The organism is Halorientalis marina, from assembly GCF_023028345.1.
Lineage (GTDB): Archaea > Halobacteriota > Halobacteria > Halobacteriales > Haloarculaceae > Halorientalis > Halorientalis marina.
In genome coordinates this window covers 399534-415624 of sequence record NZ_CP095487.1, presented here as the reverse complement: position 1 = coordinate 415624, position 16091 = coordinate 399534, and the positions used below count along the sequence as shown (strand labels likewise).

Below are 16091 nucleotides of genomic sequence, written 5' to 3'. Positions count from 1 at the left end.
AGTATTCCTGCTGATATCGGTGTGTCAGTCACAAAAACCGTTCGCCGGTATCGAACGCGGAAGTCACTCCTCGAGGTCCCGCGCGATAGACGCGAGCCCGTCGTCGGGTTTCTCGGCCACCTCGTAGACCGCCCGCGCGCCCGGCTCCCGGAGCCCGTACTGGAACTCCTCGGACACGACGTCGACGAGGACGGAACTTCCGATCTCGATGCCCGTCTCCGCGAGCCAGGTCGCGAGGTGGTCCTCCCCGGTGCCGGGGTCGCGAGCGAGCGTCGGGGAGCGGAAGGCACCCCGGAACTCCCGGCCGCCGCCGAGGGCCGTGTCGACCCGCGTGTGGTAGGTCCGGCCGTCGACGACCAGCCGGACCACCTCGTCCGCGTCGAGGGCCTCACCCGCATCCTCGGGGAGGACGACCTTCGGCCGGTCGGTCCGGCCGACGGACTCGACAGTCGCACGGAGCGTCTCGATAGAACCGTGATCGCTCGGGACGCGCGCCGGCACTATTCGTCGTCGTCCTCGCCGACCAGGTCCGCCACGTCGGTCGAGCCGCGCTCGACGATCTTGGCGTTGATCTGGCGGGTCTCCTCGCTGACCTCGCGACCACGGACCGTCACGCGGCGGCGCTCGCCCTCGCGGTCCGGGTTGTAGCCCGTCCCGCCGGCCGTCAGGATCTCCGTCAGGTCGGCGCCGCGAACGTCACCGCGCATCGGCCGCCCGGCCGTGTCCGAGCCGCCGGTCAGTTCCAGGGAGTACCCGTCGAGGCCGACGGCGCTCCCGTCGACCTCTTCGCCGAGTTCACGGCCGATGAACCGGTTTGCGTCCTGTTCCGTCGCGTCGAGTTGGTACGTCGCGCCGTCTTCGGGGTCCGCGACGACCACGGTGAAATCTGCCATTCGTGGCCGAGAACAGTCGGTCACGCATAAAAACACTGTCGAACTAAATTTTTGGCACCTCCCGTGTTCGCGGTCGGCGCAATGCGGCGACCGCTCACAGGGTCGGGCAAAAATTTAGTATAAAATCGCGACTCGCTCCCGGTGGTCGCTCGTCGCGTGCGCTCGCGCGGCTCCGCCGCTCACGGGTCGCGTCCGCTCCCCGTTCGCGCGACCGGCCTCCCGTCGGTCGGCCTCGCGCCGCGCTGCGCGTGCGACGACAACGTGCCAGCTACCGCGACGGAGTGCTCCGATCACGCCTCGTTTCTTTACCGCCGCCGGGCACCCAGACTGAACGAACGGTCGAAATCGCGATTCCGCGCCGGCCAAATGCCTTACAGCGGAAGTTTTCGCGGCCGAATGCCGAAATAGTGGAAAAGATTTTTCACTACTGCGGGGGGTGACGGTAACTATGCTCGACGGAGGGGCTGACAGATCGGCAGTTTTGCTCGGCGTCGCGCTGGTGTTGATCCTGGGCGGTGGCGCGCTCGGCTGGTGGGGCAACACCGCCGGCGGGCAGGTCGAGGTCAGGGACGTACAGTTCGAGGGGACGAACGGGACGGCGATGGCGGGCCACCTCTACGTCCCGCAGGGCGCCTCCGCCGAGGACCCGGCGCCAGGTGTGCTGGCAGTCCACGGATACATCAACACGAAGCAGGTGCAGGCGCCCTTCGCCACCGAGTACGCCCGGCGGGGGTACGTGGTGCTGGCGATGGACCAGACCGGCCACGGCTACTCCGAGCCGCCGGCGTTCAGTAACGCCTTCGGCGGCCCCGACGGGCTGGCATACCTCCACTCCCGGGCGGTCGTCGACAACGATTCCGTCGCGATCACCGGCCACTCGATGGGGGGCTGGGCCATCACCGCGGCCGCGGGCGTCCACCCACGGAAGTACTCGGCGTCGCTCTACCAGGGGTCGGCGCCCGGCCCGATTCCGGGGTTCTCGGCGATTCCCGACGCCACCGCGCCCAACGGCAGTGCGACCTACCCGCGGAACATGGGCGTCGTGTTCAGCGAGTACGACGAGTTCCACTGGCTGATGTGGGGCGCCGAGACCGCGGCGGCCGCGCCGAACTCCGAGAAGATGCGGGGACAGTTCGGGACCGACGAGCCAGTCAGCACCGACCGCGTCTACGGCGACGTTTCGGCGGGCTCGGCCCGCAAGCTCTACACGCCGGCGACGACCCACCCCGGCGACCACATCTCGGCGGCCGCGGTCGCCGATTCGGTCGACTGGCTCGGCCGGACGGTCCCGACCGACACACAGCTCGCGCCGTCGAACCAGCTGTGGTACCTCAAGGAGATCGGCACCTTCCTCGCACTGCTCGGGGCCGTGCTGTTCGTCTTCCCCGCGGGGAAACTCCTGCTCGGCCGTGACGCGCTCGCCGGCGCCGTGGCCGACGTGGGCGCGCCCGTCACCGAGAAAGGGATGGGCTGGTACGGCAACGCCCTGCTGGCCGCGCTCGTCCCGATCCTGACTTACTACCCGGCGATGGTGATCGGGGACAACGCGGTCCCGGCGACGCCGCCGTTCACCCAGCAGATTACGAACGGCGTCCTGCTGTGGGCGCTCGTCAACACCGTCGTCGCGGCCCTGCTCGTCGGCATCTGGCACTACCGCCGTGACAGTGGCGGCGACGCCCTCGCACGCTACGGCCTCGACACCGGCGACGGCTACGGCGCGGTGACGCGTGCCGCCGCCGTCGCGCTGGCGGTCGTCGGGAGCCTCTATCTCCTCCTGGTCGTCGTCGACGCGGCGTTCAACGTCGACTTCCGGATCTGGTTTATCGCGCTGAAACTGCTCGCGCCGTGGCACGTCCTCCCCTTCCTCGCGGCCCTGCCCGTCCTCACCGCCTTCACGGTCGTGCTGGGCGTACTCCTGCACGGGCGGCTCCGAACGGGGGCGACCACCGACTCCCTGCGGCGGGCGATGGCGACGAATACGCTGCTCGTCGCCGGCGGGTTCGTGCTGCTGGTGGCGGTCCAGTACGTCCCGCTGTTTACCGGGAACGCGCTCCTGCTCCCGCAGCTGGCGCTGTACGCCATCGTCTCGCTCTCGTTCGTCCCGGTGCTGGCGGCCGTCGCCGTCATCTCGACGTACTTCTACCACCGGACCGGGCGGGTCTGGACGGGGGCGTTCGTCAACGCCCTCCTGCTCGCGTGGTTCCTGGTGGCGGGGACGGCGACCCACGCCGTCCTCTAGCGGCTCCGATGCGGGACGGTCAAGTACGTCGAACACACAGCGGGCGTGTGGACAAACGGACGTTGGAACGCGAGCTGGAAGTCGCATTCGGCGGGAGCGAACGGGAACGTCGCGTCGTCGCCCGACAGGCGCGGGACCTCGCGGACGCCGGGCACATCGCGGACGACCTGGACTTCGAGTTGACCGTCGAGGACGTGATCGAGAACATGGCCGACGCCCCCGAGGACCACACCGTCATCGAGCGGTGGAACTGGTGGCTCAGTTCCCTCGAACTCTCCCACGGCGGGTACAACCGCTTCCGGGTCCGCCCCGACGCCGTCGAGGAGTCCGAGTAGAACCACCACGCCCATCCGTTCCGCGCCCCTACTCGGCGTCGATGGCCGATACGCAGCGGGCGGACGGACCGGAAGCGGGGACCGAACCGGTCGTCGAGACGACGGGCCGCGCGGGGTCGGCCGGGGCCGCGGCCCCGTCCCCGGGCGCCGACGTGTCCTGGCTCCGCCTCCGGGTTGCCTGGCGGCTTCTCGTCGTCGTCGCGCGCTTCCTGCCGCTTTCCCTGACCTACCTGCGGGACCGGCGCCGGTTTCTCCTCTTCGGACGTTCCCGCGAGGTCGACACCGAAGGGCAGGTCGCCCGCGCCCAGCGCCTGCTCGATACCCTCATCGCCCTCGGGCCGACGTTTATCAAGGTCGGACAGATCCTCTCGACCCGGCCGGACGTGCTCCCGGGGCCGTACATCGCCGTCCTCTCGCGGTTACAGGACCGGGTCCCGCCGGCCGACTGGGAGCGGGTTCGTCCCATCGTCGAGGCGGAGCTCGGCCCAGTCGACGACGTCTTCGACGGGTTCGACACCGAGCCGATCAGCGGCGCGAGCCTCGGGCAGGTCTACACCGCCGAGGTCGACGGCGAGCAGGTGGCGGTGAAGGTCCTCCGGCCGAACATCCGGAAGCGCGTCGAGGCCGACCTCCGGGTGATCGAGGCGCTCACCCCACTCTTGATTCGGGGAGCCAAGCCGGGACAGGCGTTCACCCTGGAGAACCTCGCCGACGAGTTCGCCGCCACCATCCGCGAGGAGATGGACTACGTCCACGAGCGCCGGATGCTCCACACCGTCCGCGAGAACTTCGCCGACGACCCGATGATCCGGATTCCCCGCGCGCTCGACGCCTACTCGGGCGAGCGAGTGCTCACCATGGAGTACGTCGGCGGGACGAAGATAACCGACGTCGAGACCCTCGACGCGAAGGGGGTCGACCGGGTGGCGCTGGTCGAGCGCCTCCAGGAGGCCTACATCGAGATGGTGCTCGAACACGGCGTGTTCCACGCCGACCCCCACCCCGGGAACCTCGCGGTGCAGGACGACGGCACGCTCGTTTTCTACGACTTCGGCATCACGGGAACCATCGACGACCGCCTGCAAGACCAGATCTTCGACTTCTACGTCGCCATCGCCCGCAACGACATCGACGGCGTCATCGACGCCTTCACCGCGATGGGGGCGCTCGACCCGACCGCCGACCGCGAGCTGATGCGCGAGTTGTTCGAGGTCGTCTTCGAGAGCTTCCGCGGGCAGGGCGTCGACGAGTACCGCGTCCAGCAGCTGGTCGCCCAGTTCCAGCGGGAGCTGTACGAGTTCCCCCTCCGGCTCCCCCAGGACCTCGCGCTCATCGTCCGCGTGACGACGGTTCTGGAAGGGGTCGCCCGGACCCTCGACCCGGAGATGGACCTCATCGAGGTCATCACCGAGTACGTCCGCGAGCAGGGCCACGCACAGGAAGGGGTCCGGCAGGCCGTCGAGTCCGTAGGCGACGAACTCGGGGCGGCCGTGGGCGCGCTGGTGCGGACGCCGCCGAAACTGGAGGCCGTCCTCGACCGCTTCGAGCGGGAGTCGGTCACCGTCCGGACGGCCATCGCCGACGAGGACGGCATCGTCGACGCGCTGACCGGCCAGATCGTCTACGGGCTGGCGTTCGTCGCGTTCGTCTTCGCCGCGCTCGTGCTGTTCGTCGGGGGCGAGCCGACGGCCGCGGCCGCCGCCGCGCTCGGTGCCCCCCTCTCACTGTTGCTCGCCGCCCGCTCGCTCCGCCGGCGGTCGGGCATCCGCGCGGAACCGCAGTTCACGCGACAGAACCTCCGGGCACGCGAGGGCGACGAACGCCCGGCAAACAGCGAGGGCAGTGCCGTCGGCGAGGTGGACCTCGAGAGCGGCTTCGGGACCGGCGACGGCCCCGACCGGGACGCCTCGCCCGGGAGCGTACGCGACTGACTACTCGACCCAGACCTGGCCGAAGGAGTCGAAGAAGTCCTGGCCGGTGTCGACCAGTTCGTGGCGGAGTGCGAGGCGTTCGGCCGCCGCCTCGATGGCCCCGATGTGGTCGGTCAGCCGGTCGTTGTACCGGTCGACCAGTCGCGACCCGAAGTAGGTCCGGAAGCGCGCGTCCCGCTCGGGGTCGGTGACGATGGCCTCGCCGCGTACGTCCGGGTCGCGCTCGGTCGGCTCGACGACGTGGCCGAGCGTCACGTCGTTGCGCGACAGCGCCGCCAGCCCCGCCTCGATGGCGTCGGGGTCCCCGAGAAAGTCACTGACGACCAGCACCAGCGACTTCGAGTCGATGGTCGTGGCGTAGTCCTCGAGCGCCCGCTGGAAGTCCGTCTCGCCGTCGGGCTCCGTCTCGTTGAGGCGGTCGATCAGCGCCAGCACCTCCCCCTGTGTCGAGCGGTTCCGGTCGATGCGCTCGTGGGTGTCCCGGAACAGCGAGAAGCGGAAGTCGTTGTGTTCGTCGGCCGCCAGCGCCGCGAAGCCCAGGCCGAGTTTCGCGCCGTACTCGAACTTGTGTGTCGGGCCGCGCTCTTCGGCGTCCTCGGTGCCGCCGCGGGCGCCGTAGTCCATCGACGCGCTCGCGTCCAGCAGCACGTGGACGGTGAGGTTGCGCTCGGCCTCGAACTGCTTGATGTAGAGTTCGTCGGTGCGAGCGTAGACGCGCCAGTCGAGCAGGCGCGTGTCGTCGCCCGGCGAGTAGCGCCGGTGGTCGCTGAACGTGAGCCCCTCCCCGACCTCCGTCGACCGCTGTTCGCCCTGCAACTCGGCGTTCACCCGACGCTGGAGCGACGCGTCGAAGCGTGCCAGCTCGTCGAGGAAGCCGGGGTCGATCATAGCAGGTCGCCGACCACGTCGTCCGCGGTGACGCCCTCGCGTTCGGCCCGGAAGTCGACGATGACGCGGTGCCGGAGGACCGGCCGGGCCATCGCCTCGATGTCCTCCTCGGCGACGTGGTTGCGCCCCTCCATGAACGCGCGGGCTTTCGCGGTGACGACCAGGCCCATGCTCGCCCGCGGGCTGGCGCCGTACTCCAGGCGGTCGGCCTCCCGCGTCGAGCGCACCACGTCGATGGCGTAGTCCCGCAGGTCCTCGGCGATGGGGACCTGCCGGACGAGTTCCTGGGCACGGACCAGCGCGTCGCGGGACAGCGCCCGCTCGACCGGGATGTCGTCGTCCAGCCGCCCCGTGTAGCGGTCGACGATCTCGCGCTCGGCATCGCGGTCGGGGAAATCGACGAGCACCTTCGCCAGGAAGCGGTCCTGTTGAGCCTCAGGTAACTGATAGGTTCCCTCCTGTTCGATGGGGTTCTGCGTCGCCAGCACGAAGAAGGGGTCCGGGAGCTTCCGCGTCTCGCCGCCGGCGGTGACCTGGCGTTCCTGCATCGCCTCCAGCAGCGCGGCCTGGGTCTTCGGCGTCGCGCGGTTGATCTCGTCGGCCAGCACGACGTTGGCGAAGACGGGGCCTTTCTCGAAGACGAACTCGCGGCCGCCGTCGGGCGTCTCGCGGATGATTTCGGTGCCGGTGATGTCGCTTGGCATCAGGTCCGGCGTGTTCTGGATGCGTTTGAACGAGAGGTCGGTCACGTCCGCGAGGGTGCGGACGAGCATGGTCTTCCCGAGGCCGGGCGTGCTCTCGAGCAGGGCGTTGCCGTCGGCGAGCATCACCGCGAGCACCTGGTCCATGACGGCGTCCTGGCCGACGATCCGGCGTTGTACCTGCTCGCGGGCCGCCGCGATCCTGTCTTGAATCTGGTCCACCTGGTCGGTATCGAGTTGGTCATCACTCATCGTCGTCACGCGCCTGGAGGCGCAGATTGTACTCGCGGATGAGGTCGGCGTCGTCGACCTCGTCGCCTTCCGAGAAGCCCGCCCGCTCGGCACCGATGCCGTCTGCATCCTCGGGTAGACCGCGGTTGGCGTAGTCGTTGTCCGTGTCGTCGCCCTGGTCGCCGCCGCTCGCGCCGGAGACGTTCGCGCCGATCTCTTTCTCCCCCGAGTTGACGGGTTTGACCCGGCCGAGCACGTCGCTCCCGTCCTGGAGTTCCGTCGTGTCGTTCTCGCCGGCGTTCGGGTCGCCGCCAAAGGGCGTCGAGCCGTCGTCGGTCGCGTTCTCGCCGACGCCGCCGATGACGAAGCCGACCGCCGCCGCGTTGACGACGGCGAAGCCGACGGCGAACACGAGGACGACGCTCACCGCGAGCCAGGGGATCTGGACGAACCCGAGGCTGGAGGTTTCCGAGAGCCGGTCGGTCACGTCCTCGTAGAGCCGGCGGGCCATCGGCGATTCGTTGCCGGCCTCGGCGGCGTCCCGGGCGGTCCGGAGCGCGCCCGCCACGGCCGGGTTGTCCGCCTCGAACCGCTCGACAGTATAAAACCGGGTCCGCGTCCAGAACTCGCCGACGACGACCGCCAGGCCGACGACGGCGGCGGCGACGGTCGCGACCGTGACGGGGCCGACGGCCGGCGGTTCGACTGGCGCGACGATCCCGGCGAGTTCGACGAGGAGGAACGCGGCCACGCCGTCGACGGTCGCGTGGAGGGCGGCGGCCTTGTACCCCTCGCGGCGGATCTCTCTGACCGCCGCTTCGACCCGGCCGATGTCGTCGGTGTCGTCAGTCATCGTAGAGTGGGCGGTCGCAGATGGTGTCCATCCGCTCCGTCTTGTTTTGCGCGTCGACCTGTGTACAGAAGTAGTTCACGTCGTCCGTGGCTACCTCCCGGTCGCCTTCGAGATCGGCTATCGTCCCGTTTTTCTCGGTAAGCAGGGCCGAACGCTGGTCCAGGGCGTCGTTCAGCGCCTCGTTGCGCCGCTGGAGGTCCCGGACGCGCTCACGGAAGTCGGAGGTCTGGCTCTGGAGCTGTCGGTTCTCCTCGCGCAGGTCGCTGACCGTCGAGGAGAGCTGTTCGTTCTCCCCTTCGAGTTCGTCGACGCGCTCCCGGGCGTCGGCGAGGGCCGAGCGCGTCTCCGTCAGGTTCTCCTGGAGCCCCTCCAGTCGCGACTCCGTCGTGTTCAGAGACTCCGCGAGATCGGAGAGGTCGGTCTGGCGCGTCTGCGAGCTCGAATTGATCTCCCGAAGCCGTTCGCGGCTGGCTTCCAGCTCCTGGCGGGTCTGCTGGAGGGTCGCGTTGAGTTCCTGTTTCTCCTCGCGGACCGCTTCGGTCTGCTGGCGAGCACTGTCGACGCGTTGCTCGTAGAACAGCGTCGCGCCGGCGGTCCCGACGACCGCCAGCCCGACGAGCACCACGAGCGCCGTGTTGAGTCTCGTTCCGATCATGCTTTGATCCTGTCGTAGCGACGGAGACAGACCTCCGTCAGGTAGACGAGAAGCCCCAGAGTCAGGGCCAACCACGTCCAGCCGTCCCGGACCGTCCGCACCTCGTCGGCCCGCCGACGGACTTCCTCGGCGATTTCCGCGGCCTGGTCCGGCGCGTAGACCGTCCCGTTCGTGGCCGCGACGACGTCCCGCAACGACGAGGAGGGCCCGAATCCGGCATACTCTGCCGGATAGTTGACGGCGAAGGTGGCGTCGAGCACCGTCCGGTAGCCCGGTTCGTCGGGGACGAGCGTCGCGCGGAAGGTCTCCTCGCCGACCCGGGAGAAGGCGACGCCGTCGCCGCTCGGGCGGTCGGTCCCGTCGTAGGTGATTTCCAGGGGCTCCCCGACGCGGCCGTCCGAGACCTCCGTGACGCCGGATTCGAGGCGCTCGGGGTCACCGATGGCCCAGTTGACCGATTTCGTGACCGCCAGCGAGTCCGGCGGGGAGAGGAGGCCGCCGAGCGTCCCGTCCTGGTCGTAGGCGGTGATCGACACCGAGCGCCCGAGTCCGAACCGCCAGGCGGCGATGGCCGGGGTGCCGGTCGGGCCGGCTACGAGGAAGTCCGCGCGGTCTTTCGTCGCCACGGCGTTGACGGCACCGGGCGTGGATTCGAGAGTGACCCCGCGGGTGATGAACTGGTTCCCGTCGACGACGGTGAGGCCGCCGCCCTGGTACTGGCGGGACTCGCCGCCGAAGAAGATGCGGAGCTTGTTCGTCTCGTCGGCCTGGAGGTACGTCCCGTCGCCGGCGCGGGCGACTTCCCGGAGCAGGCGACCGTTGACGTCCCGGCCGACGCCGATGGGGATGACGCGGACGTTCCGGTTCGCAGCCCGCTGGGCGGCCGCGACGGGGTCGCCCACCTGCGTCTGCCCGTCGGTGAGCAAGACGACCGTCCCGTCGCTGTTGCCGAGCATCTGCATCCCGCCCTCGATGCCGGCGCTCACGTCGGTCCCGCCCTCGTTGTTGAGGCGGCGGATCTGCCGGATGAGGTCGGGCCGGGCGGAGTCGAGCCCCTGGAGCGGCGAGATGGCGTAGGCGTTCCGGTTGAACGCGACCACGCCGACCTGATTGCGGTCGTCGAGCTGGTCGAGCGCGTCGAGCGCGAGCGCCTGCTGGACCGACAGCGTCCCCCGGGTACTCCCGGAGATGTCGATGGCGAAGACGATCCGGGCGGTCCGCCCGCCCTCGCCGACCGTGACCGGCAACATCCCCTCCAGCGAACTGCCGCGGTAGCCGCCGAACTCGTAGGCGTTGGGGCCGCCGACGGTCACCAGCCCCGTTCCGTTGATGACCGCGCGCTGGAGCGCGGCCGTGTTGCCCACGTCCTCGGCGGCCACGTCCTGCATGACGACGGCGTAGTAGCCCGAGAGGTCGTCGGGAACCGAGTCGACGCGGTCCACGTCGTACAGCCGCCGGAGGTAGTCCTCCAGGGGGTAGTCGCCGCGGGCGACGTAGAGGACTTCGGGCGGCTCGACCACCCGCACCGTCTTCCGGTACACGTCGTTGCGCGCGAAGGTGTCCCCGCCGCCGATCCGGGCGGTGATGCGGTGGCTCCCGGTCTCGGCGAACGAGCGATTGATGCCGACGGCGCCGCTCCCCGCGATTTCGCGTGTCGCCACCTCCTCGCCGTCGACGGAGACGGTGACCGTGGCGTTGCTGTCGTCCAGTTCCGTCCCGGTGACGGCGACCAGGAAGGTGTTGTCGACGCCGGTGCTGGTCTTGGCCGGCCCCTGGATGCGGACCGCCCGCTCGGTCTCGGTCGTCTCCAGCTGGACGGCGTTGACCGTGGCGTTGACCTGGGTCGCGATGGTCGTCGCCTCGTCGAGCGAGCGGCCGCGCGTCACCCGCCCGTCCGAGACGACGAGGACGCTCCCGTTCTCCCGGAGCGCGCTCGCGACGCCGTCGCCGACGGGTGAGCGCGGCCCCGACCCGATCTGTCGCGTGTCGACCGTCAGGCCCTCCTCTTCGATGGCCGAGGTCAGCTGTCCGGAGACGTTGTCCGTGACCGCCATGCTCGCCGAGCGGTCGACGAGCATCGTCACCGTCGGGTCGCCCGTCACCTCCCGCTCGGCGACCGTGAACGGCCCGGCAGCGCCGAACACCAGCAGCGTGACCACGACCACCCGGCCGGCGAACACGAGCGTCCGCTTCCGGCGGTCGAAGGTGGCGCGCTCGCGGGACCGCAGGAGCAGGTAGCCGAGCAGTCCCACGAGCACGGGCCACGCGAGCAGGACCAGCGGCCGTTCGAGGCCCGCGCGCAGGCCGGCGACGGCGAACTCGACCGCCATCACACGTCACCCCTGTAGTAGAGGTAGCCGATCTCACCGAGGACGATCGCGAGCACGAGCAGGAGGGCGACGGGCGTGAGGTCCTGGCGGACCTGGAAGCCGGCGGTCGCGCTCTCGTTGCGCCCGCCCGGCGCCACGTCGAGGACCGGCGCCGTCACGTTCGACTCGCGGGCGTCGAGCAGGCTCGCGCTGGTCCGCCGGTCACCGGCGGTGTAGACCCCGACGGCGTCGAGCCGGATCTCGGCCCCCGTCCGTTCGCCCGTCGGCGTCTGGACGGTCGTCCGGTTCGACAGCTCGAAGGTCTCGCCGGTCCGGCTGTTGAGGTCCGACAGCGAGGCGCGCCCGCCGAGCCAGTCCGTCGCCGTCTTCCAGAAGACCGGGTAGCGGTAGCCGTACCGGAAGGCCGGCTCGTCGGGCAGGTAGCCGTAGTAGAGGACGCGGCCGCCGGACCGGCGGGCGGTCGCCAAAAGCGGCGAGCCGTCCTCGGTCTCCACCAGCGCCGTCCCCCGGGTCACGTTGGCCCGGAGGTGCCGGTCCGGTGCCGGGAAGTCGAACCCACGGGTCAGTCGGTCCTGCCCGATGCGACCGATGCCGGAGGTGTTCGTGACCCCGCGGGGCTGGACCGGCAGGAGGTCGCCGTAGCCGACCCGCCCGAGGTCCGACTGGGCCTGGATGCCGACGCCGCCGCCCGACTCCAGCACGTCGCGGCTCTTGTCGATGGTCGTCTGGAGGAGCCGCGAGCGGTCGACGCCGCTGAACAGGACCACGTCGAAGTCGCGCCCGACGTTGGGGGCCGGCGGGCGCGCGACGGTCAGCTCAACGGCGGGGTTGACCGACAGCGCGGTGCGCAGGTACCGATCCTCGCGGTTCGTCAGGAGGAGCACCCGCAACCGCTGTTTCTCGGGGACGGTGACGTGGGCCACGTCGTCGGCCCGGAAGCCGTCCCCCGGCGAGAGTTCGGCCGTCGTGCTCTCGGCCGGCATGGGGAAAGCCACTGTGGTCACGTCGCCGGGCTGGAGCGACACCGACCGCGACGCGCCGCCGAGTGAAACCGTCCGTTCGGCGGCCGACGGGCCGGTGTTCCGCACCGAGAGAAGCACCCGCTCGTTCGCGAACCGACGGTCGACGATGCCGACGTTCGACGTGGCACCCTGCCCGACCTGTTCGAGGGCCACGTCGACACCGCGGGCGCGAGCGGCCTGGACGGCCGACTGCCAGTCGTCGTCGGTCGCGAAGTCGCTGACGACGACGACCCGTCCCTGGGAGCCGGTCAGCGACGACGCGCGGGCGATGGCACCGCGCAGGTCGGCCGGCGCGTCCGTCGGCGAGAGGTCGTCGATGACGCTCCGTGCCTCGCCGGGTTGTACGTCGGTCGCCGCGGTTCGCGTGTTCGCGCCGGCGACGACGACCGTCGTCGGCGTCCCGACGTTATCCTTCGCGCGCTCGCGTGCCGCCGCGAACCGCGCGCCGTCGCCACTCTCGGTCGCCATGCTCGCGCTCGCGTCGACCACGACGACCGTCTGCTGGGCGCTCGCGGCCTGTGTCGTCAACACGTACGGCGAGGCCAGCGAAAGCGCCAGCAGGACGATGGCGAGCACCTGCAACAGGAAAAGGAGGTTCCGGCGGAGGCGCTCGACGATTGGGTTCGCGCCGCCCTCGTCGGGGTCCTCGGCGAGGAACTGCATCGTCGGCAGTTCGACCCGCCGGGGATCGGGCTGGATCAGGTACAGCACGATCAGGGGAACGAGCGCGAGCAGACCGAGCAGACCGAGCGGGAGGGCGAGAGAGGCAGATGCCATGTATCGGAGATCGGATATTCGCTTCCTCGTAATTAGCGCAGGGGTATAACTGCGGCGGAGCGTTCGAGCGCGTCCATGGTACTGCCTGCCACTGTCGTCACGGTCCGTCGCCGGTCAGTCCAGGCGGTCGAGGACGGCCCGGAGGTGTCGTCGGTGGAAGGTCACGGCTTCCTCGTCGGGGACCATCGGGAAGCGGGGGCGGGTGACCTGTCCGCGGGAGTCGACCGCGGCGGCCACGACGGCGACGAGGCGGTAGAGCGGGCGCGTGCGCTCGAAGTCGTCGGGGAGCGACAGCCGTGCCCGGTAGCCGGCGTGGAAGGCCTCGCGGAGTCGGTCGGCCGCGTGGTCGTCGGCGTACCAGTCCGCGACGAGGAAGGCGGCTTTCGCCACCGAGAGGCCGCGTGCGGCGGCGAGCGGGTCGCCCCAGTCGAGGACGGCCGTGATCGCCGAGTCCACGCCGGCCACGATGACGTTCCCCGGCCGGAAATCCCACGGGAACAGGTGGGCCGGCGGCGCCGCCGGCAGGCGGTCGCGGTGTCGGTCGAACGCCCTCTGTATGGGCGCGGCGAGGGGCGCGAGCGGCCCGTCGAGCCGGCCGAGCGCGCGCCCGAGGAAGTCGCTCAGCCAGGCCCGCCAGTCACGCTCGGGGTCGGCCACGGCGAACCCCTCGTCCCGGGACGTGACCGGCCCGTATCCCGAGAACCGGAAGGCATCGTGGACGGCCGCGAGGTGCCGGCCGAGCGTACGGACCAGCGCCGCCCGGCGGTCGGGCGGCAAGACCTCGAACCGCTCGTGGAGATCGCGGCCGGGAACCCGCGCGGTCACGACGGCCGCGTACTCGTCGACCCGCTGGCACCCGAGGACGACGGGGGTGGGAACGTCCGTCCGCTCGCCGATGGCGCGGGTGAGTTCGGCCTCCGTCGCCAGTCCGCCGCGGTCGCTGGCGCGGTACTGGACGACCACCTCGCGGCCGTCGGAAAGCGTCACCAGCGCCGTCCGTTTCGTGTTGCCCCAGGGCGCGGCCTCGATGTCGGCCGCCGTGGCGTCGGGCAGAATCCCGGCGAGTGCGGCACGCACCACCGACTCGTCGACCATGCCACCGCGGTACGGGCGACGGCCGCTTATCCGTTGTGCCCGGGACCGACGCGCGGGATTGAAGCCCGTCGAACCCCTGGCGAGGACGATGCGCGGTCCGCTCGCCGTCACCGCCCGCGACGTGCTGTTCGCTCACTGGCCCGTGGCCCCTGCCGCCGTCGATTCAGTCGTCCCCGACGGCCTCTCGGTCGCGACCCACGACGGGCGCGCGTGGCTCACCGTCGTCGTGCTGGAGATGACCGGCGTCGAACTCGGGCCGGTCCGGTCGCCCACACGCCCGTTCGCGCAGATCAATCTCCGGACGTACGTGACCCACGACGGTGACCTCGGCGTCTACTTCCACTCGCTGGACGCCGGCGACGCGCTCGCCGCCCGCGCCGGCGCGCGGGTCTGGTCGCTCCCCTTCCACGCCGCCGACAGCGAGGTGCGCCGCCGCGGGGAGACGGTCGTCGTCCGGTCGCGACGGCGGCGCGACGGGGCCCGCTTCGACGTCCGGTACCGGCCCGCGGGCGACCCCTCGCCCGCCGAACCGGGCTCGCTCGCGGACTTCCTGATCGAACGCCACCGCTACTACGTCGAGCGCGAGGGGGGCCTCGCGGTCGGCGAGATCGAACGCGACCCGTGGCGACTCGCCGACGCCGAAGCCGAACTCCGGACGAACACGCTCCCGGCGGCCGCCGGCCTCCCCGAGCCGGACGGCCCGCCGACGTTCCACTACAGCCCCCGGTTCGAGTCGACGACGGGACGACCCACGTCCATCGAGTGAGTCAGATCGAGACCGTCTCGCCGAGGTCGGGCGCGGTGGCGTCGTACCCCTCGGCCACGAGTTCGTCGGCGAAGTCCCCACAGCGGTCGCCGTGGTTGACGAGGACGGGTGTCTCCCGGTAAGAGGCGAGGAACGCCCGGAGACCGTCGCGGTCGGCGTGGGCGGAGAAGTCGTAGCTCTCGACCTGGGCGGCGACGGGCATGACGCGGCCGTCGATCTCGGCGCTGCCGGTGTCGAGCAGTTCCCGGCCGGGCGTGCCCTCGACCTGGTAGCCGGTCATCGTGATCTTGTTCACCGGCCGGTCCCTGATTTCGGGCACGTACGTCATCGCAGGACCTCCGGAGAGCATCCCGCTCGTGGTGACGATGGCGGCGTTCTGTTCCGCGATGCGTTTCCGCTGGCCGTCCCGGCCCGTCACGAAGCGGGCATGGGACTTGGCCCGCTGGAGGGCGTCTGCGTCGCGGACGAACTCGGGGTGGCGCAGCAGCATCTTCGTCACGTCGGTTCCCATTCCGTCGACGTAGCAGGGGATGTCGTGGGCCGCACAGATCAGGAGCATCTCCTGGGTCCGGCCGATGGCGAAAGCTGGGACGACCACCGTCCCGCCCTCCCAGAGAGTCGTCTTCACACTCTCGGCGAACTGCTCCTCGACGGTCTCGCGGGGCTCGTGGTCCACGTCGCTGTACGTGCTCTCCGTGATGACCACGTCGGCGTCCGGACGGGCGGTGGTGCCCGCGACGAGGCGCTGTCCACGGATCGGCTCCCCGTGCCGATCCGTGCGGCTCGCGGGAGCGTCACTCCCGCGGTGGTCGTCGGTGTGGTAATCGGCGGTGTAGAGCAGACGGGTCTCCCCATCGTCGACGAGCACATGGGTGCTGCCCGGGATGTGGCCGGCGTCGTAGAACGTGACCTCGTAGCCGGCCGCCTCGAACGGCTCCCGATAACCGTGGGTCTCGGAGACCTGCGTGACTCGGCGGACCTCTTCCTCCGTGAACGGGCAATCGTAGGTGCCGCCGCGTCGGCTTCGCCGCCGCGAGCCTCCGGTCGCTCCGCTCCCGGAGACGCCGTGGAGTTTGAGCGTGTCCCGTGCCAGCGTGAGCGTCAGCTCGCGGGTCGGCGGCGTCCAGTGAATCGGCGGGCGGCGGTCGCCCGACAGGAGGGAGGGGACCGACCCGGCGTGGTCGAGGTGGCCGTGAGAGACCACGACCGCCTCGGGGTCGACCGAGTCCACCGGAAACTGGGGTGGCGTGGCCGTCTTCGTGCCGTAGTCGAGCAGGAGTCGGTCGTCGACGAGGATCGCGCTGCGACCGACCTCGCCCGCGCCGCCCAGAAACCGGATATCCATCGTCACACCCTATCGGGGCGGCCCGTTTGG

General features: G+C 70.5%; 14 protein-coding genes. 4 read left to right on the top strand and 10 right to left on the bottom strand.

All coding sequences use genetic code 11. From position 1 onward, the window contains the following. Nucleotides 1-63: 63 nt before the first annotated feature. On the bottom strand, nucleotides 64-501 hold the full coding sequence (locus MUG96_RS02210) for a DUF7112 family protein (RefSeq protein ID WP_246986096.1): 438 nt from the start codon (nucleotides 499-501) through the stop codon (nucleotides 64-66). Continuing rightward, nucleotides 501-893 carry a 30S ribosomal protein S6e gene (locus tag MUG96_RS02205; protein ID WP_246986094.1) on the bottom strand — a complete coding sequence of 131 codons (393 nt, stop codon included), beginning with the start codon at nucleotides 891-893 and terminating at the stop codon, nucleotides 501-503. The genes MUG96_RS02210 and MUG96_RS02205 overlap by 1 nt, the downstream gene beginning before the upstream one ends. A gap of 448 nt (nucleotides 894-1341) precedes the next feature. On the opposite strand from MUG96_RS02205, the gene MUG96_RS02200 reads away from it, so the two are divergent. From MUG96_RS02200 to MUG96_RS02190, 3 genes are read left to right on the top strand one after another with little or no spacing between them, the layout of a single operon-like run. Beyond that, nucleotides 1342-3132, top strand: a complete 1791-nt coding sequence (locus tag MUG96_RS02200) for an alpha/beta fold hydrolase (protein ID WP_246986092.1) — start codon at nucleotides 1342-1344, stop codon at nucleotides 3130-3132. Between the two features lie 8 nt (nucleotides 3133-3140). Then, entirely contained in the window at nucleotides 3141-3467 is a 327-nt protein-coding gene (locus MUG96_RS02195) for a WNWW family protein (protein WP_505465473.1), read from the top strand. A 41-nt stretch (nucleotides 3468-3508) separates the two neighbouring features. After that, a complete protein-coding gene (locus tag MUG96_RS02190) occupies nucleotides 3509-5398 on the top strand; it encodes an ABC1 kinase family protein (protein ID WP_246986088.1) in 1890 nt (629 codons plus the stop codon). Here MUG96_RS02190 and MUG96_RS02185 read toward each other — a convergent pair whose 3' ends face one another. The 7 genes from MUG96_RS02185 to MUG96_RS02155 all read right to left on the bottom strand — a co-directional run bounded on the left by MUG96_RS02185 (nucleotide 5399) and on the right by MUG96_RS02155 (nucleotide 13950). Next, complete coding sequence (locus MUG96_RS02185; RefSeq protein WP_246986086.1) at nucleotides 5399-6286, bottom strand: DUF58 domain-containing protein; 888 nt, start codon at nucleotides 6284-6286, stop codon at nucleotides 5399-5401. Continuing rightward, nucleotides 6283-7239 (bottom strand): AAA family ATPase, encoded by a 957-nt coding sequence (locus MUG96_RS02180; protein ID WP_246986084.1) that lies wholly within the window; start codon nucleotides 7237-7239, stop codon nucleotides 6283-6285. Before MUG96_RS02180 ends, MUG96_RS02185 begins: the two co-directional genes overlap by 4 nt. Continuing rightward, nucleotides 7232-8071 (bottom strand): DUF7502 family protein, encoded by an 840-nt coding sequence (locus MUG96_RS02175; protein WP_246986082.1) that lies wholly within the window; start codon nucleotides 8069-8071, stop codon nucleotides 7232-7234. The genes MUG96_RS02180 and MUG96_RS02175 overlap by 8 nt, the downstream gene beginning before the upstream one ends. Continuing rightward, entirely contained in the window at nucleotides 8064-8726 is a 663-nt protein-coding gene (locus MUG96_RS02170; RefSeq protein WP_246986080.1) for a hypothetical protein, read from the bottom strand. The genes MUG96_RS02175 and MUG96_RS02170 overlap by 8 nt, the downstream gene beginning before the upstream one ends. After that, entirely contained in the window at nucleotides 8723-11056 is a 2334-nt protein-coding gene (locus MUG96_RS02165; RefSeq protein ID WP_246986078.1) for a VWA domain-containing protein, read from the bottom strand. Before MUG96_RS02165 ends, MUG96_RS02170 begins: the two co-directional genes overlap by 4 nt. Then, nucleotides 11056-12855: a DUF7408 domain-containing protein gene (locus tag MUG96_RS02160; RefSeq protein ID WP_246986076.1), complete on the bottom strand. Its 1800-nt coding sequence runs from the start codon at nucleotides 12853-12855 to the stop codon at nucleotides 11056-11058. Before MUG96_RS02160 ends, MUG96_RS02165 begins: the two co-directional genes overlap by 1 nt. 114 nt (nucleotides 12856-12969) lie before the next feature. After that, nucleotides 12970-13950 (bottom strand): phosphotransferase family protein, encoded by a 981-nt coding sequence (locus MUG96_RS02155; RefSeq protein WP_246986074.1) that lies wholly within the window; start codon nucleotides 13948-13950, stop codon nucleotides 12970-12972. An 88-nt stretch (nucleotides 13951-14038) separates the two neighbouring features. On the opposite strand from MUG96_RS02155, the gene MUG96_RS02150 reads away from it, so the two are divergent. Beyond that, entirely contained in the window at nucleotides 14039-14716 is a 678-nt protein-coding gene (locus tag MUG96_RS02150; RefSeq protein ID WP_246986072.1) for a YqjF family protein, read from the top strand. A 1-nt stretch (nucleotide 14717) separates the two neighbouring features. Here the strand turns inward: MUG96_RS02150 and MUG96_RS02145 are convergent, their stop codons facing one another. Further along, nucleotides 14718-16061, bottom strand: a complete 1344-nt coding sequence (locus tag MUG96_RS02145; protein ID WP_246986070.1) for an MBL fold metallo-hydrolase — start codon at nucleotides 16059-16061, stop codon at nucleotides 14718-14720. Nucleotides 16062-16091: the final 30 nt, after the last annotated feature.